Source organism: Streptomyces sp. ID05-39B, from assembly GCF_033794725.1.
Taxonomy (GTDB): domain Bacteria; phylum Actinomycetota; class Actinomycetes; order Streptomycetales; family Streptomycetaceae; genus Streptomyces; species Streptomyces bobili.
This window is the reverse complement of record NZ_JARGEF010000043.1, coordinates 1-19,532: the sequence shown is the minus strand read 5'-3', so window position 1 is coordinate 19,532 and position 19,532 is coordinate 1. Positions and strand designations below refer to the sequence as shown.

Here is a 19,532-nt window from a genome sequence, read left to right as displayed (position 1 = left end):
CTGTCAACAGCCGCTTCCCCTCCGTCACTGCGCGTCGTTGAGCGGGCACAGGCGTGGTGATCGCCAGCGCAGCGGCGGGCTCCCCCCGGCGGCCTCCCGGCCGCCGCCCCCGCAGGCGCAGGGAGGTGCGACTCATGACCGACCGAGGACTCTGGTCCTACAAGGAGATCGCGGCACACATCCGGGTACAGACGGACACCGTACGGTCCTACCGCAAGCACGGACTGCTCCCCCCGCCCGACCATGTGGAGGGCGGAAAGCCCTACTGGTACGCCGACACCGTCCGCACCTGGGTCGCCTCCCGGCCCGGCAACCGGGGCCGCCGGGCCGACTGAGGCCCCACCGGAAAACCGTTCTGTGCCCCGCCCTCGGGTGGGGCACAGTGCTGTCCGTGAACCTGCGCGACGTCCCTGACGCCTCCGACATCCCCGACGCCTCTGACATCCCTGATGCCTCTGGCGACCCCGAGGCCTCTGGAGCCTCTGACGCCCCTGACTGCTCTGTGTCCTCGATGGCCTCCGGGTCTTCCGGGTCCTCGGTGTCCTGCGACTCCTGCGTATCGGAGTTCTCCGTATCGGAGTTCTCCGTCAAACCCCGTCTCACCGGCGAGAGGACGGTGCTGCGGCCCTTCACCGCGGCGGACGCCGAGACCATGTGGGAGATCATCGGGGACCCCGAGGTAGTCCGCTTCACCTTCCCCGCGAACGGCGAACTCACCCTGGAGCGGCTGCGGTCCTGGTACGCCACGCGCTCCGCACAGCCCGACCGCCTCGACCTCGCCGTCACCGACCGGGCCACCGGTGAACTCGTCGGTGAGGTCGTCCTGCACGAGTACGACCCCTACACCCGCACCTGCACCTTCCGCACCCTGATCGGGCCCCGGGGCCGTGACCGCGGCCTGGGTACCGAGGCCACCCGGCTGATCGTCGGCCACGGTTTCGAGCAACTGGGCCTGCACCGCATCCAGTTGGAGCTGTACGGCGACAATCCCCGGGCCCGGCGCGTCTACGAGAAGGTGGGCTTCGTGGTGGAGGGCGTGCGCCGGGAGGCCGCGCCGCGGGAGGGAGGCTGGGTGGACGAGGTGCTGATGGCGCTCCTGGACCGGGAGTGGGCCGCCCTCACCGCCACGGCTCGATGACCGTGGCCCCGGCACCGGGCGCCGACCCCATCGCCGCGAGCGCCTCGGGTACGGCGTCCAACGTGATCGTCGAGGTGACGAGGAGGTCCGGCCGGAGCACTCCCGCCCGGACCAGCTCCAGCATCGGAGGGTAGGTGTGGGCGGCCATGCCATGGCTGCCCAGCAGTTCCAGCTCCAGGGCGATGGCCCTGGCAAGGGGGACCGGTGTCGTGCCGTCCGGGGAGGGGAGCAGGCCGACCTGGAGGTGCCGGCCGCGACGGCGCAGGCCGTTCACCGAGGCGGCGCAGGTGGCGGGCGAGCCGAGGGCGTCGAGGGAGAGGTGCGCCCCGCCGCCGGTCAGCTCCCGCACCGCCGCCGCGGTGTCCGGAGTGTCCCGCGCGTCCACACATGCGGCCGCGCCGAACGACCGTGCCAGGTCGAGGGCCTTCGGGGAGACGTCCACGGCGATCACCCGCGCCCCCGCGGCGGCCGCGATCATCACCGCTGACAGCCCCACCCCGCCGCAGCCGTGCACGGCCACCCACTCCCCCGCCGCCACCCGGCCCTGCTGCACGACCGCCCGGAAGGCGGTGGCGAACCGGCAGCCGAGGGCGGCGGCGGTGGCGTAGGAGAGGTCGCCAGGAATCGCGACCAGGTTCACCTCCGCGTGGTCCAGCGACACGTACTGGGCGAAGGAGCCCCAGTGCGTGAAACCGGGCTGGGTCTGGCGTTCGCAGACCTGGTGGTCGCCCGCCACGCAGGACGGGCAGCTGCCGCAGCCGCACACGAAGGGCACGGTCACCCGGTCACCGGGGCTCCACCGGGTGACCCGGGCGCCCACCTCCTCGACGACTCCGGCGAGTTCATGGCCCGGGACGTGCGGCAGGGTGATGTCCGGGTCGTGGCCCATCCAGCCGTGCCAGTCGCTGCGGCACAGGCCGGTGGCCTCGACACGGACCACCACGCCGTGCTCCGCGGGCTGCGGGTCGGGCACCTCCCGGACCTCGGCCGGCTCTCCGTACCGTTCGAACACCACAGCCCGCATGTACGACTCCTTCTGTCCTTCCCCGCCCTCACCGACCGTCCCCGGCCGGGGAGATCACCGCGAATGCTAGAGCCCGGCCCCTGGACCCCGCCCCTGGTCCTTGGCCTCTGCCCGGCCCGGCGGCCTCTCCCTACCCGCGCACACCCACCGTGTCCCGCTCGGAGTCCGTGTCGGGGTTCGTCTCGGGGTTCGACTCGGGGTTCGACTCGGGGTTCGACTCGGGGTTCGACTCGGGGTTCGGCTGCCTGGCCGGGGCCGGGTCGCCCTCGCTGAGGCCGAAGCGCTGGTGGAAGCGGCGCAGAGGGCCCGGCGCCCACCAGGTGGCCTTGCCGGTGAGGCGCATGATGGCCGGGACCAGCAGGCTGCGCACGACCATCGCGTCCATCAGGACCGCGAGGGCGATGCCGAGTCCGAGCATCTTGGTGTTGGTCACCCGGGAGGTGCCGATCGCGACCATCACCACGGCCAGGATGACCGCCGCCGCCGTGATCAGGCCGCCCGTGCGCTGGAGGCCCAGGCGGACCGACCGTTCGTGGTCGCCGGTGTGGTCGTACTCCTCCTTGATGCGGGAGAGCAGGAACACGCCGTAGTCCATGGAGAGGCCGAAGGCCACGCAGAACATCAGGACCGGCAGGGTCGTCTCGATGGAGCCGGAGCCGGTGAAGCCGAGAAGGCCGGAGAGATGGCCGTCCTGGAAGACCCACACCACGGCGCCGAACATCGCGGTCAGACTGAGCGCGTTGAGCAGGACGGCCTGGATCGGTATCAGGACACTGCCGGTCAGCAGGAACACCAGCAGCAGCGTGACGACGGTGATGAAGGCCCCTGCCAGAGGAAGCTGGTCGCCTATCGCCTTCCTGGAGTCGACCAGGACTGCGGCGGCGCCGGTCACCTTGGTGTCGAAGGGGGCCTCAGTGGCTCGCAGGTCGGCCACCAGGCGCTGGCCGGCCTCGTCCACGGCCTCGCCCTCGGGCTGCACGGTGAAGTACGCCGCGTCGCCCTTGACCAGGGGACCGTCCACGCGCGCGACGTCCGGGAGAGCGGCGACGCGCTCCTTGTAGGCGGCGTACTCGGCCTGGGTGGCCCTGCCCTCGGCGAGGACCTCCAGGCCGCCGCCGGGGGTTCCTGGGAAGCCGTCCCTGATGTGCTGCTGCACCACGTGGGACTCGGCGGAGGAGGGCAGCTGACGGTCGTCCGCGGTGCCGAACTTCACGCCCAGGAAAGGCAGTCCGAGCAGGACGAGAACGGCCGTCGTCCCGAGCGCGAAGAAGGGGGCGCGGCGCATCACGAGGGTCGCCGTGCGGCCCCAGGCCGTGCGGTCCTCCGTCCCGCCCTCCGGGCCGGCCTCCGTGCCGTTCTGCGTGCTGCCCTCCGTGCCGGGGGCTGGGGTCTTCGCCCGGCCGCGCCGGAACAGGCGGCGCACGTCGAGGGAGTCGACCCGGTGGCCGAGGAGGACCAGGGCCGCCGGGAGCAGGATCAGCGCGGCTGCCGCGGCCAGCAGGACGACCGCTATGCCGGCGTAGGCGAAGGAGCGCAGGAAGTACTGGGGGAAGACGAGCATCGCGGCCAGGGAGACGGCGACCGTGAGCGCCGAGAACAGGACGGTGCGGCCCGCTGTGCGCAGGGTGGTGCCGATGGCGGTGGTCGGGTCGGCGCCGCCGGACAGTTCCTCGCGGAAGCGGCGGACGATGAACAGGGCGTAGTCGATGGCCAGGCCGAGGCCCAGGGCGGTGGTGAGGTTCATCGCGAAGACGGAGACGTCGGTGAACTCCGTGAGGGCGCCGAGGACCGCGTTGGTGCCCAGGATGGCGACGATGCCGACGCCGAGCGGCAGCAGGGCGGCGACCGCGCTGCCGAAGACCATCACCAGCAGCACCAGGGTGACCGGCAGGGCGATGATCTCGGCGCGGGTGAGGTCCTCCTGGATGATCGTCTGCATCTCGTGCCGCACGGCGACGATGCCGCCGACCTTGACCTCCAGCGGGCCCTGGGTGCCGCGGTAGGAGGGGGCGATGCGGTCGAGGGTCTCGCCCATCGTCTTCTCGTCACCCGTGATGCGGGCGGCGATCAGTGCCTCGTGGCCGTCCTCCGCGCGCAGGGCGGGGGCCTTGCCGTCCCAGTAGGAGCCGACGCCCACGACGCCCTTCTCGCCGGACAGCCGCTCGGCGAGGCGGGTGGCCTCGGCGGCCACGGCCGGGTCGTCGACGGAGGCGCGGCCCGAGTCGACGAGCAGGATCAGGTTGGGCTGGGAGTCGGGGAACTCGCGCTCCAGGGCCTCGGTGGCATACGTGGACTCCGCGCCGGGGTCCTCCCAGCCACCGCTGCCCAGCTTGTCGGCGACGCCGCTGCCCGCCAGCACGGCGAGCACGGTCAGCACCAGCGCGGCGAGCAGAGACAGCCTGGGCCGGCCGGTCACGAAACGGGTCCATCCTCCGACGCGCGGCGGACTGTCGACAGGCGGACTGTTGACTTCGGTCATCGTGCGGTGTCCCCTTCACCATGATTCGACGTGACCCGTGCCGACATGAGCAGGCAGCATGGGTCACCACTGCCATAGAATGGCAAACACGAGACCTCGCTCGCGTTTCACTGGAACCAGAATGCGAGCGACCACTCGCGTTTGTCAATCGCGTTCGGAGAGCTGGGGAAAACTCGTGCCCGACACCGCCGAGAACCAGGCGAAGGAACAGCCGCGGCGCCGCCAGGCCCGCGGCGAGCGCCGGATCGCCCAGCTCCTCGAGGCAGCCGCCACCGTCTTCTGCAGCAGCGGATACACGGCCGCGAGCACCAACGCCATCGCCCGCGAGGCCGGCGTCTCGCCCGGCACGCTCTACCAGTTCTTCCCGAACAAAGAGGCGATCGCGATCGAGCTGGGCGACCGGCTCATGCACGAGATGCGCGACACCTACGGCGAGGCTCTCGCCCCGGTCGGGCCCGCGACCACGCTGGAGGCGGCCGTCGGTGCCGCCGTCGACCGGTTCATCGCCTTCAACTGCGATCACCCGGTGTTCTTCGCCCTGATGCACGGCCCCGACATCCCCGGCCGCATCGCCGAGGAGCACGACGCCCTGCATGTCACGCTGCTCGCCCGGATCGAGGACCTGCTCTCCTCACTGCTCCCTGAGGCCTCCCCGGCCGACCTCTCCCGCACCGCCCATATGTGCCTCGGCCTGTACAAGGCGGGCCTGGAGCTGGTCCTCGGCCACGAGGGCGCCGAGCAGGAGGCGTACGTCAGGGAGCTGAAGCACGTCCTCGTGCGCTATCTGGAACCGCTCACCGGTGAGCGAGCCGGCCACGAAGAGGCGCCTTCAAGGCGTACCCCCTAGGGGTATAGTGTGGGTGCAGTGGGGGCTGTCAGGGCCCTTTGGCCGGTACCTCCGGGGTCTGCCCAGTACCTTCCGGGGCCTCTGGCAGGTACTTCCGGCCAACCCCTTCGGCCGGCCTCCGCAGACCGCACGCCTCGACGAGGAGTAACGAGATGACCGCCCACACCGACACTCCCGGAACCGTCACCACCCTCTACAAGGTGAGCGGCATGAGCTGCGGCCACTGCGAGGGCGCCGTCTCCGGCGAGATCTCCGCGATCTCCGGCGTCACCTCGGTGAAGGCCGTCGCCTCCACCGGCGAGGTCACCGTCGTCTCCGCCACCGCCCTGGACGACGAGGCCGTGCGCGCCGCCGTCGACGAGGCCGGCTTCGAACTGGTCGGCCGCGCCTGAGTCACCGGTCCCGAAGTCCCGCCCCGAACCGCACCTGAGTGAGTCACCCGTCCCGGAGCCTCGCCTGAGGCAGCCGCTGAGTCACCGGTCCCGGAGCCTCACCTGAGTCACCCGTCCCGGATTCGGGCCGTGCCGACCGGTGGATGGACACTGGTCGGACACGGCCCGTTCCGCTCCCTGGAGTCACGGACATGTCCAGCACCACGACGACCCCGCCCGCCGCCGAACCCTCCGCGCCCTCCGAACCGTCCGAGGGCTCCCAGGTCGAGCTGATCATCGGCGGGATGACCTGCGCCTCCTGCGCGGCCCGCCTGGAGAAGAAGCTCAACCGCATGGACGGCGTCACGGCGACCGTCAACTACGCGACCGAGAAGGCGCGGATCAGCTACCCCGCCGAGGTGGAGGTCGCCGACCTGATCGCGACCGTCGTGAAGACCGGCTACACCGCCGAGGAGCCCACGCCCCCGGTCGCGGTCCCGGCCTCCGAGGAGATGCCGGCCGAACCGTCCGGCGACCCCGAACTGTCGGCGCTGCGCCACCGCCTCCTCGTCTGCGCCCTGCTCGCCGCGCCCGTCGTCCTGACGGCCATGATCCCGGCGCTCCAGTTCGACAACTGGCAGTGGCTGTCGCTGACGCTGGCCGCGCCCGTCGTCGTCTGGGGCGGGCTGCCCTTCCACCGGGCGGCCTGGACGAATCTGCGGCACGGCGCCTCCACCATGGACACGCTGGTCTCCGTCGGCACCCTGGCCGCGTTCGGCTGGTCGCTGTGGGCGCTGTTCCTCGGCGACGCGGGCATGCCCGGCATGCGGCACCCCTTCGAGCTGACCGTCTCGCGCGCCGACGGCGCCTCCACGATCTATCTGGAGGTCGCCGCCGGGGTGACCGCCTTCATCCTTCTGGGCCGCTATCTGGAGGCCCGTTCCAAGCGGAGCGCGGGAGCCGCGCTCCGGGCGCTGATGGAGCTGGGCGCCAAGGAGGTGGCCGTCCTGCGCGACGGGCGGGAGACCCGCATCCCCGTGGACCGGCTGGCGGTCGGGGACCGGTTCGTCGTCCGGCCCGGCGAGAAGATCGCCACCGACGGCACCGTCACCGAAGGCGTCTCCGCCGTCGACGTCTCCATGCTGACCGGAGAGTCGGTGCCCTCGGATGTCGGCCCCGGAGACACGGTCGCCGGCGCCACCGTGAACGCCGGCGGCCGGCTCGTCGTCGAGGCGACCCGGATCGGCGCGGACACCCGGCTGGCCCGCATGGCCCGGCTCGTCGAGGACGCGCAGAACGGCAAGGCGGAGGTACAGCGGCTGGCCGACCGGGTCGCAGCCGTCTTCGTCCCCGTCGTCCTGCTGATCGCCGCCGCCACGTTCGGCGCCTGGCTCGGTCTGACCGGCGACACGGTCGCCGCGTTCACGGCGGCCGTCGCCGTCCTGATCATCGCCTGCCCGTGCGCCCTGGGCCTGGCGACTCCCACCGCGCTCATGGTCGGCACCGGCCGGGGCGCCCAGCTCGGCATCCTCATCAAGGGCCCGGAGGTCCTGGAGAACACCCGCCGGGCCGACACGGTCGTCCTCGACAAGACCGGCACCGTCACCACGGGCCGGATGACCCTCCAGGAGGTGTACGCCGCCGACGGCACCGACGAGAAGCTGCTGCTGCGGCTCGCGGGCGCCCTGGAGCACGCCTCCGAGCACCCGGTCGCCCGAGCGGTCACCGCGGGTGCCGAGCGGGGGACGGCCGGGCGACTGCCGTCGGCCGAGCACTTCGAGAACGTACCCGGACGCGGCGTGCGCGGGCGCGTGGAGGGCCACGAGGTGGCTGTGGGCCGGCTCTTCGACGATCTTCCGCCGGATGTGGCGCACGCCAGGGACGAGGCCGAGCGCCGAGGCCGTACGGCGGTCGTCGTCGGGTGGGACGGGGCGGTACGCGGGGTGCTCTCCGTCGCCGACGCGGTCAAGGAGACCAGCGCCGAGGCCGTACGGGAACTGCGCACTCTCGGGCTCACACCGGTGCTGCTGACCGGGGACAACCGGGCGGTGGCCGAGGCCGTGGCGGCGGAGGTCGGCATCGACGAGGTGATCGCCGAGGTGTTGCCCGAGGACAAGGTCGCCGTCGTGAAGCGGCTCCAGGACGAGGGGCGGGTCGTCGCCATGGTCGGTGACGGTGTCAACGACGCCGCCGCACTGGCCACCGCCGACCTGGGCCTGGCGATGGGCACGGGCACCGACGCGGCGATCCAGGCGGGCGATCTGACGCTGGTGCGCGGGGATCTGCGGGTCGCGGCGGACGCGATCCGGCTCTCCCGGCGGACCCTGGCCACGATCAAGGGCAACCTCGTGTGGGCCTTCGGCTACAACGTGGCCGCACTGCCGCTGGCCGCGGCCGGACTGCTCAACCCGATGCTGGCCGGGGCGGCGATGGCCTTCTCGTCCGTTTTCGTGGTGACGAACAGCTTGCGACTGCGGACATTCCGCTGAGGTGCGGCGAAGTACCCGCAAGTTACCGGCGGTTAGGGTCAAGTCGAAACGACAGCCCCCCTGGAGTCCGGCGCGAGCCTCACATAAGCTCTTCACAAGGCTCGCGCATCATCCTTACGCTTGGGCCTCGATCGCCGTATCCGGGCTCTTGCGTAGGTAACGGGACATATGCAAGAGACACAGATCACAGTGATGTGAACGTAACCATCGAAGGGGCCCGACGGTCTAAGTTGACGATGTCAGGAAGCGTCTTGGGGGGCGCGGACTGGCATCTGGAGATGTCTTGGGGGACTTCTCCAGAGATGCGTTGCCGGGGCAGGCACACCGGGAAGCTTTGAGCGGCCCTCCCAGCGTGCACTGTCCCGGCAGATCGCACACCTGGCGGGGGTACGGCGAGTTCTGCTCGCTGCGCTCAACTCCCGCCGCAGAACAATCACATATGGCATCAGCGAATTCAGGCGCTGTGCTCTCCAGACGCCCGGCCGGATCCCGTGGGGGGAATCCGCACCGGGACATGGGAAGGCGCCCTGGTCGTCGGCCCGTGGGGGGACCGACGCACCAGGGCGCCTTCTTCATGCGCGCACCCATCCCAACTGACGCGCCGTCGCCCGCTGCTGAGCGACGGCGGCACAAGGTGGCTGCGCCACAAGAGCCACAAGGGCCAGAGCCACAAGGTGACTATGGGGCTGCCCTTGCGGACAGCCCCTCATTCAGGCGCCTCGGCATTCACGCGCCTCGGCATTCACGCGCCTCGACGGCCGACCGGCAAGCGCCGCCGGCCGAGTCCGGGCCAGCGGGACCCGACCGGCGGGCGCCCCGTGAAGGACGCCGCCGCCGACAGGCGTCAGCGCTGCTCGACCGGGACGAAGTCGCGCTCGACGACGCCCGTGTAGATCTGGCGCGGGCGGCCGATGCGGGAGCCCGGCTCCTTGATCATCTCGTGCCACTGGGCGATCCAGCCCGGCAGACGGCCGAGGGCGAACAGGACCGTGAACATCTCGGTCGGGAAGCCCATGGCCCGGTAGATCAGACCGGTGTAGAAGTCGACGTTCGGGTAGAGGTTGCGCGAGACGAAGTAGTCGTCGGAGAGCGCGTGCTCCTCCAGCTTCAGCGCGATGTCCAGCAGCTCGTCGGACTTGCCGAGGGCAGAGAGGACATCGTGCGCCGCCGCCTTGATGATCTTCGCGCGCGGGTCGAAGGACTTGTACACCCGGTGGCCGAAGCCCATCAGGCGGACGCCGTCCTCCTTGTTCTTCACCTTGCGGATGAAGGAGTCGACATCGCCGCCGTTGGCCTGGATGCCTTCGAGCATCTCCAGGACGGACTGGTTGGCGCCGCCGTGCAGCGGGCCCCACAGGGCGTTGATGCCGGCCGAGATCGACGCGAACATGTTGGCCTGCGAGGAGCCGACCAGGCGGACCGTTGACGTCGAACAGTTCTGCTCGTGGTCCGCGTGCAGGATCAGCAGCTTGTCGAGCGCGGAGACGACGACCGGGTCCGGGTCGTACTCCTGCGCGGGGACCGAGAAGGTCATACGGAGGAAGTTCTCGACGTAGCCGAGGTCGTTGCGCGGGTAGACGAACGGGTGACCGATCGACTTCTTGTACGCGTACGCCGCGATCGTGGGGAGCTTGGCGAGCAGCCGGATCGTCGAGAGGTTGCGCTGCTTCTCGTCGAACGGGTTGTGGCTGTCCTGGTAGAACGTCGACAGCGCCGAGACGACCGACGACAGCATCGCCATCGGGTGGGCGTCGCGCGGGAAGCCGCGGTAGAAGTTCTTGACGTCCTCGTGCAGCAGGGTGTGCTGCGTGATGTCGTTCTTGAACGCGCTCAGCTCGTCGACGGTGGGCAGCTCGCCGTTGATCAGCAGGTAGCCGACCTCGAGGAAGGTCGACCGCTCGGCCAGCTGCTCGATCGGGTAGCCGCGGTAGCGGAGGATGCCCTGTTCGCCGTCGAGGTAGGTGATGGCGGATTTATAGGCGGCGGTGTTGCCGTAACCGCTGTCCAGGGTCACGAGACCGGTCTGGGCGCGGAGCTTCCCGATGTCGAAGCCCTTGTCGCCGACGGTGCTGTCGATCACCGGGTAGGTGTACTCGCCGTCGCCGTACCGCAGTACTACAGAGTTGTCGCTCACGTCATCCCTCACCGACGTTGTGCCTCTTCTTCGAGGTTGCCCTGACTGTCTCTACCATCCCCCATTTGGCGCAGGAGAGTGCACTCGGGGTCGGCCATTGGGCTTATCCACGGCACTCAGTGCCGCCAACTTGCCCATCCTGGCGCCTTCGTCACGGTTACGGAAGTGCTCTGTGACCTTCATGACTCATTTGATCGATCATTTTTTGCGCTGCCCGGAGAGCCGGAAGTCGAGCGCCGTGCAACGGCGGCCCGCCGACACGGTGCGTACCGCCTGGCCGATGGCCTTGCGGGAGCCGACGAGGACGACCAGCCTCTTGGCCCGGGTGACGGCCGTATACAAAAGGTTCCGCTGAAGCATCATCCATGCTCCGGTGGTGACGGGGATCACCACCGCGGGATATTCACTCCCCTGTGAACGGTGGATCGTCACCGCGTACGCGTGGGCGAGTTCGTCCAGCTCATCGAACTCGTACGGAACCTCCTCGTCCTCGTCGGTCAGCACGGTGAGGCGCTGGTCGACCGGATCGAGCGAGGTGACCACGCCCACGGTGCCGTTGAAGACGCCGTTCGCCCCCTTGTCGTAGTTGTTGCGAATCTGGGTGACCTTGTCGCCGACGCGGAAGACCCGGCCGCCGAACCGCTTCTCGGGCACGTCGGGGCGGCCCGGAGTGATGGCCTGCTGGAGCAGTGCGTTGAGGGCGCCGGCGCCGGCCGGGCCGCGGTGCATGGGCGCGAGGACCTGGACGTCCCGGCGGGGATCGAGGCCGAACTTGGCCGGAATGCGACGGGCGGCCACATCCACCGTGAGCCGGCCCGCGTCCTCCGTCTCGTCCTCGACGAACAGGAAGAAGTCCTTCATGCCGTCGGTGAGCGGATGCTGCCCGGCGTTGATCCGGTGCGCGTTGGTCACCACGCCGGACTGCTGGGCCTGGCGGAACACGCGCACCAGGCGCACGGCGGGGATCGGACCGCCGTCGGCGAGCATGTCGCGCAGCACCTCGCCCGCGCCGACGCTGGGGAGTTGGTCCACGTCGCCGACGAAGAGGAGATGGGCGCCCGGCGGGATCGCCTTCACCAGCTTGTTGGCGAGCAGCAGGTCCAGCATCGAGGCCTCGTCGACGACCACCAGATCGGCGTCCAGCGGGCGGTCGCGGTCGTACGCCGCGTCGCCGCCGGGCTTGAGTTCGAGGAGCCGGTGCACGGTGGAGGCCTCGGCGCCGGTCAACTCGGCGAGGCGCTTGGCGGCGCGGCCGGTGGGGGCCGCGAGGACCACCTTGGCCTTCCTGGCGCGGGCCAGCTCCACGATCGAGCGAACCGTGAAGGACTTGCCGCAGCCGGGGCCGCCGGTCAGCACGGCGACCTTCTCGGTCAACGCCAGCTTGACGGCGGCCTCCTGCTCGGGGGCGAGGTCGGCGCCGGTACGGGTCCGCAGCCAGGCCAGCGCCTTGTCCCAGGCCACGTCGCGGAAGGCCGGCATCCGGTCCTCGCCGGTGCGCAGCAGGCGCAACAACTGAGCGGAGAGGGAGAGTTCGGCGCGGTGGAAGGGGACCAGATAGACGGCCGTGACGGGCTCCGCGTCGCCGTCCGGGCCCGGCACCTTCTCCCGTACGACGCCGGGGTCCTCGCCCTCCTCGGGGGGCGCGGCGAGTTCGGCGAGGCACTCGATGACGAGGCCGGTGTCGACCTGCAGCAGCTTGACCGCGTCGGCGATCAGGCGCTCCTCGGGGAGGTAGCAGTGGCCCTGGTCGCTGGACTGGGACAGCGCGTACTGGAGGCCCGCCTTGACGCGCTCCGGGCTGTCGTGCGGGATGCCGACGGACTGGGCGATCTTGTCGGCGGTGAGGAAGCCGATGCCCCAGACGTCGGACGCCAGTCGGTACGGCTGGTTCTTCACGACCGCGATCGAGGCGTCGCCGTACTTCTTGTAGATGCGGACCGCGATCGACGTCGAGACCTCGACGGTCTGGAGGAAGAGCATGACCTCCTTGATCGCCTTCTGTTCCTCCCAGGCCTCGGCGATCTTCTTCGTGCGCTTCGGGCCGAGACCGGGCACCTCGATCAGGCGCTTCGGCTCCTCTTCGATGATCTTCAGGGTGTCCATGCCGAAGTGCTGGGTGATGCGGTCGGCGAAGACCGGGCCGATGCCCTTGACCAGCCCTGATCCGAGGTAGCGGCGGATGCCCTGGATGGTGGCGGGGAGAAGCGTCGTGTAGTTCTCGACGGCGAACTGCTTGCCGTACTGCGGGTGGGAGCCCCAGCGGCCCTCCATGCGCAGGGACTCACCGGCCTGGGCCCCGAGGAGGGCGCCGACCACCGTGAGGAGGTCGCCGGCGCCGCGGCCGGTGTCCACACGGGCGACCGTGTAGCCGGTTTCCTCGTTCGCATACGTGATGCGCTCCAGCACGCCCTCCAGGACGGCAAGTTGCCGGTCCCCGCCCGCCGTCGGTCGCTCCATGATCCGACGGTACCGCCCGGCACCGACAGTGTGTCGGGGAGTGGGTTTCGTCCCCGCCGCCCCTTCCCGTCCCGAACCTGAGGGCTACGCTCCCAGACCCCCGCTGTCGCCCCTGAACGGGCCTCGTCCTCAAACGCCGGACGGTCTGGATGCAGTGGGCCGGTGCTCTTCTTCGCTGCTCATCACAGTTCGGTCTCGGGGTCGCCAGGGTCTTGATTTACCTCCGTGTAATCGATTCCAATCCTTCCCTACGGCGTTGTAATCGATTCCACGAGGAGGTGGAGCGGCGATGGCGAGCATCAAGGACGTCGCTGCCGAGGCGGGCGTTTCCGTCGCCACGGTGTCGCGGGTCCTGAACGACCATCCGTCGGTCAGTGCGGACGCGCGCACGCGTGTGCTGGCCGCCGTCGAGGCGCTGGGCTACCGCCCGAACGCCGTCGCCCGGTCACTGCGCACCGATCAGACCCGCACCCTGGGCCTGGTCATCAGCGACGTGATGAACCCCTACTTCACCGAGCTGGCCCGCTCCGTCGAGGAGGAGGCCCGCGCGCTCGGCTACAGCGTCATCATCGGCAACGCCGACGAGCGCCCCGACCTCCAGGACCACCACGTACGGACCCTGCTGGACCGCCGTATCGACGGGCTGCTCGTCTCACCCACCGACGGCGGCTCTCCGCTGATGCTGGACGCCGCGCGCGCGGGGACCCCGATGGTGTTCGTCGACCGGTGGATCCCCGGCGTGGACGTGCCGGTCGTCCGGGCCGACGGACGGGCCGCCGTACGTGACCTGGTGGCGCATCTGCACCGGCTCGGGCACCGTCGGCTGGCGATCATCGCGGGCCCGGCCGCCACGACCACCGGCAGCGAGCGCGTCGAGGCCTTCCGGGAGGCTCTGGGCGCGTGCGGCATCGACCTCCCGGACGTCTACATCGGGCAGGGCGACTTCAAGGCCGAGAGCGGACGACGGGTCACCGAGGGCTTCCTCGACCTGCCCGAGCCGCCCGAGGTCGTGTTCGCCGCGGACAATCTGATGGCGCTCGGCGCGCTCGACGCCGTACGCGCGCGTGGGCTGCGCGTTCCCGACGACATCGCGCTCGCCGCGTTCGACGACATCCCGTGGTTCGTGCACACCGATCCCCCGATCACCGCCATCGCCCAGCCGACGGGCGAACTGGGACACGCGGCCGTACGCGCGCTGGTCGACCGGATCGAGGGGCGGGCCCCGCGGTCCGTCACCCTCCCCGCGCGTCTCGTCGTGCGCCGCTCGTGCGGCGAGAGCGGCGCGGGCAGCGAGAGCAGTCCGGCAGGCGAGAGCGGCGAGAGCGGTCTGGCAGGCGAGGGCGATCGGACTGGCGCGGGTGGCGCGAGCGGTCCGGGTGGCCACAACGGTGAGAACTCAGCGAGGAACAGGAGCCAGTCGTGAGCAACGCGGACGAGTTGCTGCGCATCGAAGGCATTCGCAAGACCTTCCCCGGAGTGGTCGCGCTCGACAGCGTCGACTTCGACCTGCGGCGGGGCGAGGTGCATGTGCTGCTCGGTGAGAACGGCGCGGGCAAGAGCACGCTCATCAAGATGCTCTCCGGCGCCTACACGCCCGACGCCGGGCGCATCCTGGCCGGCGGCGAGGAGGTGCGCATCCACGGGGCGCAGGACTCCGAGCGCCTCGGAATCGCGACCATCTACCAGGAGTTCAACCTCGTACCGGACCTGACGGTCGCCGAGAACATCTTCCTCGGACGCCAGCCGCGCCGGTTCGCGATGATCGACCGCAAGCGGATGGAGGCCGACGCCGCCGTCCTGCTGGAACGGGTCGGCGTCCCCGTGTCGCCCCGCGCGCTGGTGCGCGAACTGGGCATCGCGCGCCTCCAGATGGTCGAGATCGCCAAGGCGCTGAGCCTGGACGCACGCGTCCTGATCATGGACGAGCCGACCGCCGTGCTCACCTCCGAGGAGGTCGAGAAGCTCTTCGCGATCGTGCGCAGGCTGCGCGAGGACGGCGTGGGCATCGTGTTCATCACCCATCACCTGGAGGAGATCGCGGCCCTGGGCGACCGGGTCACCGTCATCCGGGACGGCAGGAGCGTCGGGCAGGTCCCGGCGTCCACGCCCGAGGACGAACTCGTACGGCTGATGGTGGGCCGTTCCATCGAGCAGCAGTACCCGCGCGAGCCCGCCGACACCGGCGCCGCCCTGCTCTCCGTCGAGGGGCTGACGCGGGACGGCGTCTTCCACGACGTCAGTTTCGAGGTGCGGGCCGGCGAGGTCGTCGGGGTGGCGGGGCTGGTCGGCGCGGGTCGTACCGAGGTCGTACGGGCCGTGTTCGGGGCGGACCCGTACGACCACGGGGCCGTGCGGGTGGCGGGCGCGCGGCTGCGTCGCCATGACGTGACCGCTGCCATGGCCGCCGGGATCGGCCTCGTGCCGGAGGACCGCAAGGGCCAGGGGCTGGTGCTGGACGCCTCCGTCGAGGAGAACCTCGGCCTGGTCACGCTGCGTTCGGCCACCCGTGGCGGGCTCGTCGACCTCAAGGGGCAGCACGAGGCCGCGGGCCGCATCGCCGCGCAGCTCGGGGTGCGCATGGCCGGGCTCGGCCAGCAGGTACGGACGCTGTCCGGCGGCAACCAGCAGAAGGTCGTCATCGGCAAGTGGCTGCTGGCCGACACCAAGGTGCTGATCCTCGACGAACCGACGCGCGGTATCGACGTCGGCGCCAAGGTCGAGATCTACCAGCTGATCAACGAGCTGACGGCCGCCGGAGCCGCCGTCCTGATGATCTCCAGCGATCTGCCCGAGGTGCTCGGCATGAGCGACCGGGTGCTCGTGATGGCCCAGGGCCGCATCGCCGGCGAACTCACCGCGAGCGAGGCCACCCAGGACGCGGTGATGGCACTCGCCGTGAGCTCCCCCGTCAGCTCTACCACCCCCCCTAGTACCCCTACTACTTCCGAAGTGGAGACCGGCCGTGGCCGCTGACACGCTCAAGAGCACGACGGGCGCCGGTGGCGGCGCCGCGGCGGTGCGCCGCCTGCTGCTCGACAACGGGGCGCTCACCGCGCTCATCGTCCTCCTCATCGCCATGTCGGCGCTGTCGGGTGACTTCCTGACCACGGACAACCTGCTCAACGTGGGTGTCCAGGCGGCCGTGACCGCCATCCTCGCCTTCGGCGTGACCTTCGTGATCGTCTCGGCGGGCATCGACCTGTCGGTCGGCTCGGTGGCGGCGCTGTCGGCCACCGTCCTCGCCTGGAGCGCCACCTCGCACGGCGTGCCGGTCGTCCTCGCGGTCGTCCTGGCCGTCGCCACCGGCATCGCGGCCGGGCTGGTGAACGGTTTCCTCATCGCTTACGGCAAGTTGCCGCCGTTCATCGCGACGCTCGCCATGCTGTCCGTGGCGCGCGGTCTGTCGCTGGTGATCTCCGAGGGTTCGCCGATCGCCTTCCCCGACTCCGTCTCGCACCTCGGCGACACGCTCGGCGGCTGGCTGCCGGTGCCCGTGCTCGTCATGGTCGTCATGGGCCTGATCGCCGCGTTCGTCCTCGGCCGCACCTACATCGGCCGCTCGATGTACGCCATCGGCGGCAACGAGGAGGCCGCACGCCTGTCCGGGCTGCGGGTGAAGAAGCAGAAGCTCGCGATCTACGCACTGTCCGGTGTGTTCGCCGCCGCCGCGGGCATCGTGCTCGCCTCCCGGCTGTCCTCCGCGCAGCCGCAGGCCGCCGACGGCTACGAACTGGACGCCATCGCCGCCGTCGTCATCGGCGGCGCCTCCCTCGCGGGAGGTACGGGTAAGGCGTCCGGCACCCTGATCGGCGCGCTGATCCTCGCGGTGCTGCGCAACGGTCTCAACCTCCTGTCCGTGTCGGCGTTCTGGCAGCAGGTCGTCATCGGCGTCGTCATCGCGCTGGCCGTGCTCCTGGACACCGTGCGCCGCAAGGCCGGGGCGACCCCGGTGGGCGCCGGGACCGGTGGCGGCGGCAAGGGCCGGCAAGCGGTTACGTACGGGCTCGCCGCGGTCGTCACCGTGGCGGTCGTCGGCGCGACCTCCTTCCTGCACAGCGGGTCCTCGTCGACCTCGAACCCGAAGGTCGGTCTGGCGCTGTCCACCCTCAACAACCCGTTCTTCGTGCAGATCCAGTCGGGCGCGAAGGCCGAGGCGAAGAAGCTGGGCGTCGACCTGACCGTCACCGACGCGCAGAACGACGCCTCGCAGCAGGCCAACCAGCTGCAGAACTTCACCAGTTCCGGCTACGACGCGATCATCGTCAACCCGGTGGACTCCGACGCGGCCGGTCCGGCCGTACGGGCCGCAGACAAGGCGGAGATCCCGGTCGTCGCGGTCGACCGCGGCGTCAACAAGGCGACCACGAACACCCTCGTGGCCTCCGACAACGTGGCCGGCGGTGAACTCGCCGCCAAGACGGTCGCCGAGAAGCTCGGCGGCACCGGCAAGATCGTGATCCTCCAGGGCCAGGCGGGCACCTCGGCGGCCCGCGAGCGCGCCGAGGGCTTCGCGAAGGGCTTGAAGGCCTTCCCCGGCATCCAGGTGCTGGCACAGCAGCCGGCCGACTTCGACCGCACCAAGGGCCTCGACGTGATGTCGAACCTGCTCCAGGCGCACCCGGACGTCCAGGGCGTCATCGCCGCCAACGACGAGATGGCACTCGGCGCGATCAAGGCGCTCGGCTCCAAGGCCGGCAAGTCCGTACAGGTCGTCGGATTCGACGGCACCCCGGACGGCATGACCGCGGTCACGAACGGCACGCTGTACGCGTCCGTCGCGCAGCAGCCCTCGGAACTGGGCAGGATCGCCGTGGACAACGCTCTCAAGGCGTTCCAGGGCAAGAAGGTCGCGGAGATGGTGAAGGTGCCGGTGAAGGTGGTCACGAAGGAGAACGTGGCCGACTTCGCGGGCTGAGATTCGGTAATCGGTTACGGCAAGCGGTTCGGCAAGCGGTTCCGTAAGCGGTTCCGTAACCGATTTCGGCAAGCGGTTCGGTAGGCGATTTCAGCAAGCAGGCAATGCGGGCGGGCGGTCGGGGGACCGCCCGCCCCGCGTCACGTGCGACGTGCGCACAAGGGGAGTTCTCATGTACGACTACGACCTTCTGGTCGTGGGGTCGGCAAACGCCGACCTGGTGATCGGTGTCGAACGGCGCCCCGAGGCGGGCGAGACCGTCCTCGGCTCGGACCTCGCCGTCCATCCCGGCGGCAAGGGCGCCAACCAGGCGGTCGCGGCCGCCCGCCTCGGCGCCCGTACGGCGCTACTGGCCCGGATCGGCGACGACGCGTACGGCCGGCTGCTGCTCGACTCGCAGCGGACGGCCGGGGTCGACACCGTGGGCGTGCTGGTGGGCGGGGCGCCGACCGGGGTCGCGCTGATCACGGTGGACCCGTCGGGCGACAACAGCATCGTGGTGTCGCCGGGCGCGAACGGCCGCCTGACACCGGAGGATGTGCGTGCCGCCGCCGGGCTGTTCCACGCCTCCCTCGTGGTGTCGGCGCAGCTGGAGATCCCGCTGGAGACGGTCGTGGAGGTCGTACGGAGTCTGGCGCCGGGCAGCCGCTTCGTGCTGAACCCGTCACCGCCGCGCCCGTTGCCGGCCGAGGTGCTGGCGGCCTGCGATCCGCTGATCGTCAATGAACACGAGGCGAAGGTGATTCTCGGCGGCGCGGAGGTCGGTGACCGGCCCGAGGACTGGGCGCGGGTGCTGCTCGCCAAGGGGCCGAAGTCGGTGGTGGTGACGCTGGGTTCGCAGGGCGCGCTGGTGGCGTCGGCGGAGGGTGTGGAGCGGGTCGCGGCCGTGAAGGTGGACGCCGTGGACACGACCGGGGCGGGTGACTCCTTCACGGCGGCGCTGGCGTGGAAGCTGGGCGCCGGTTCCCCGCTCGCGGAGGCGGCGGCGTACGCGGCGCGGGTGGGGGCGGTGGCGGTGACCCGGCGGGGCGCGCAGGAGTCGTTCCCGACGGCGGCGGAGGTCGAGGCCCGGTGAGGAAGGGCGGGATACTCAACCGTCATCTCGCGGGCGCACTGGCCGAGTTGGGGCACGGGCACGGGGTGCTGGTGTGCGACGCGGGCATGCCGATACCCGAGGGTCCGCGGGTCGTGGACCTCGCTTTCCGGGCGGGAGTGCCGTCGTTCGCCGAGGTCCTGGAGGGCCTGCTGGCCGAGCTGGTCGTGGAGGGCGCGACGGCGGCCCGCGAGGTACGGGAGGCGAACCCGGCGGCGGCCGGGCTGCTGGACGGGCACTTTCCCGGGCTGGCCCTGGTCCCGCACGAGGAGCTGAAGAGGCTGTCGGCTGGGGCCCGGCTGGTGGTGCGGACCGGGGAGGCACGGCCGTACGCGAATGTGCTGCTGCGGTGCGGGGTGTTCTTCTGACGGCCTGATGGTCTTCTGACGGCCGGATGACGCCGTGCATGCGTCGAGGGGCCCGGTCCGTCGACCAGGCCCCTCGTGCTTGCCCCCTCCGTCGCCAGAACCCCCCGCGATCCCCCCGGATCCCCGTTATGTTCTTCGCGGTCCTGCAAGAGGGCCGCTGGCCTCCGGGCCCGGCATGACTGTGTCCCCCTGTCGAACGGATGACCTGGGGGGTGGT

14 protein-coding genes are annotated in these 19,532 nt (G+C 70.7%); 10 read left to right on the top strand and 4 right to left on the bottom strand.

What is annotated here, in order from left to right:
• Nucleotides 1-134 precede the first annotated feature (134 nt).
• Entirely contained in the window at nucleotides 135-335 is a 201-nt protein-coding gene (locus P1P75_RS12635) for a MerR family transcriptional regulator (protein ID WP_319254655.1), read from the top strand.
• Nucleotides 336-511: 176 nt separating this feature from the next.
• Nucleotides 512-1,138: a GNAT family protein gene (locus tag P1P75_RS12630; protein WP_319254653.1), complete on the top strand. Its 627-nt coding sequence runs from the start codon at nucleotides 512-514 to the stop codon at nucleotides 1,136-1,138.
• On the opposite strand, the gene P1P75_RS12625 is transcribed toward P1P75_RS12630, so the two are convergent.
• Together P1P75_RS12625 and P1P75_RS12620 are read right to left on the bottom strand one after the other, a co-directional pair.
• Complete coding sequence (locus P1P75_RS12625) at nucleotides 1,119-2,162, bottom strand: zinc-dependent alcohol dehydrogenase family protein (protein WP_319254651.1); 1,044 nt, start codon at nucleotides 2,160-2,162, stop codon at nucleotides 1,119-1,121. The two genes, P1P75_RS12630 and P1P75_RS12625, sit on opposite strands and share 20 nt — an antisense overlap.
• 130 nt (nucleotides 2,163-2,292) lie before the next feature.
• The gene (locus tag P1P75_RS12620; protein ID WP_319254649.1) at nucleotides 2,293-4,641 is read right to left on the bottom strand and encodes an MMPL family transporter; all 2,349 of its coding nucleotides are present in this window, start codon (nucleotides 4,639-4,641) and stop codon (nucleotides 2,293-2,295) included.
• A 175-nt stretch (nucleotides 4,642-4,816) separates the two neighbouring features.
• Between P1P75_RS12620 and P1P75_RS12615 the strand changes: the two genes are divergently transcribed.
• The 3 genes from P1P75_RS12615 (at nucleotide 4,817) to P1P75_RS12605 (ending at nucleotide 8,348) form a co-directional block, all read left to right on the top strand.
• Nucleotides 4,817-5,488 (top strand): TetR family transcriptional regulator, encoded by a 672-nt coding sequence (locus P1P75_RS12615; RefSeq protein ID WP_319254647.1) that lies wholly within the window; start codon nucleotides 4,817-4,819, stop codon nucleotides 5,486-5,488.
• Nucleotides 5,489-5,640: 152 nt separating this feature from the next.
• Entirely contained in the window at nucleotides 5,641-5,880 is a 240-nt protein-coding gene (locus tag P1P75_RS12610; protein WP_319254645.1) for a heavy-metal-associated domain-containing protein, read from the top strand.
• Between the two features lie 191 nt (nucleotides 5,881-6,071).
• The gene (locus P1P75_RS12605; RefSeq protein ID WP_319254643.1) at nucleotides 6,072-8,348 is read left to right on the top strand and encodes a heavy metal translocating P-type ATPase; all 2,277 of its coding nucleotides are present in this window, start codon (nucleotides 6,072-6,074) and stop codon (nucleotides 8,346-8,348) included.
• 844 nt (nucleotides 8,349-9,192) lie between these two features.
• On the opposite strand, the gene P1P75_RS12600 is transcribed toward P1P75_RS12605, so the two are convergent.
• A complete protein-coding gene (locus tag P1P75_RS12600) occupies nucleotides 9,193-10,482 on the bottom strand; it encodes a citrate synthase (RefSeq protein ID WP_073490758.1) in 1,290 nt (429 codons plus the stop codon).
• 198 nt (nucleotides 10,483-10,680) lie between these two features.
• Entirely contained in the window at nucleotides 10,681-12,939 is a 2,259-nt protein-coding gene (locus P1P75_RS12595; RefSeq protein WP_319254639.1) for an ATP-dependent RecD-like DNA helicase, read from the bottom strand.
• Nucleotides 12,940-13,228: 289 nt separating this feature from the next.
• Between P1P75_RS12595 and P1P75_RS12590 the strand changes: the two genes are divergently transcribed.
• The 5 genes from P1P75_RS12590 to rbsD all read left to right on the top strand — a co-directional run bounded on the left by P1P75_RS12590 (nucleotide 13,229) and on the right by rbsD (nucleotide 19,315).
• Entirely contained in the window at nucleotides 13,229-14,362 is a 1,134-nt protein-coding gene (locus P1P75_RS12590; RefSeq protein ID WP_319254637.1) for a LacI family DNA-binding transcriptional regulator, read from the top strand.
• On the top strand, nucleotides 14,359-15,912 hold the full coding sequence (locus P1P75_RS12585) for a sugar ABC transporter ATP-binding protein (protein ID WP_319254635.1): 1,554 nt from the start codon (nucleotides 14,359-14,361) through the stop codon (nucleotides 15,910-15,912). The genes P1P75_RS12590 and P1P75_RS12585 overlap by 4 nt, the downstream gene beginning before the upstream one ends.
• Nucleotides 15,902-17,854 carry a substrate-binding domain-containing protein gene (locus P1P75_RS12580; protein ID WP_319254633.1) on the top strand — a complete coding sequence of 651 codons (1,953 nt, stop codon included), beginning with the start codon at nucleotides 15,902-15,904 and terminating at the stop codon, nucleotides 17,852-17,854. The genes P1P75_RS12585 and P1P75_RS12580 overlap by 11 nt, the downstream gene beginning before the upstream one ends.
• A 172-nt stretch (nucleotides 17,855-18,026) precedes the next feature.
• Entirely contained in the window at nucleotides 18,027-18,929 is a 903-nt protein-coding gene (locus P1P75_RS12575; RefSeq protein WP_319254631.1) for a ribokinase, read from the top strand.
• Nucleotides 18,926-19,315 (top strand): D-ribose pyranase, encoded by a 390-nt coding sequence (gene rbsD, locus P1P75_RS12570; protein ID WP_319254629.1) that lies wholly within the window; start codon nucleotides 18,926-18,928, stop codon nucleotides 19,313-19,315. The genes P1P75_RS12575 and rbsD overlap by 4 nt, the downstream gene beginning before the upstream one ends.
• Nucleotides 19,316-19,532: the final 217 nt, after the last annotated feature.

What these genes read in the sequence shown, in the direction of transcription:
- P1P75_RS12635 (WP_319254655.1), top strand. Translation starts at nt 135, where the DNA reads ATGACCGACCGAGGACTCTGGTCCTACAAGGAGATCGCGGCACACATC.
- P1P75_RS12630 (WP_319254653.1), top strand. Translation starts at nt 512, where the DNA reads ATGGCCTCCGGGTCTTCCGGGTCCTCGGTGTCCTGCGACTCCTGCGTA.
- P1P75_RS12575 (WP_319254631.1), top strand. Translation starts at nt 18,027, where the DNA reads ATGTACGACTACGACCTTCTGGTCGTGGGGTCGGCAAACGCCGACCTG.
- P1P75_RS12610 (WP_319254645.1), top strand. Translation starts at nt 5,641, where the DNA reads ATGACCGCCCACACCGACACTCCCGGAACCGTCACCACCCTCTACAAG.
- P1P75_RS12590 (WP_319254637.1), top strand. Translation starts at nt 13,229, where the DNA reads ATGGCGAGCATCAAGGACGTCGCTGCCGAGGCGGGCGTTTCCGTCGCC.
- P1P75_RS12595 (WP_319254639.1), bottom strand. Translation starts at nt 12,939, where the DNA reads ATGGAGCGACCGACGGCGGGCGGGGACCGGCAACTTGCCGTCCTGGAG.
- P1P75_RS12605 (WP_319254643.1), top strand. Translation starts at nt 6,072, where the DNA reads ATGTCCAGCACCACGACGACCCCGCCCGCCGCCGAACCCTCCGCGCCC.
- P1P75_RS12620 (WP_319254649.1), bottom strand. Translation starts at nt 4,641, where the DNA reads ATGACCGAAGTCAACAGTCCGCCTGTCGACAGTCCGCCGCGCGTCGGA.
- P1P75_RS12625 (WP_319254651.1), bottom strand. Translation starts at nt 2,162, where the DNA reads ATGCGGGCTGTGGTGTTCGAACGGTACGGAGAGCCGGCCGAGGTCCGG.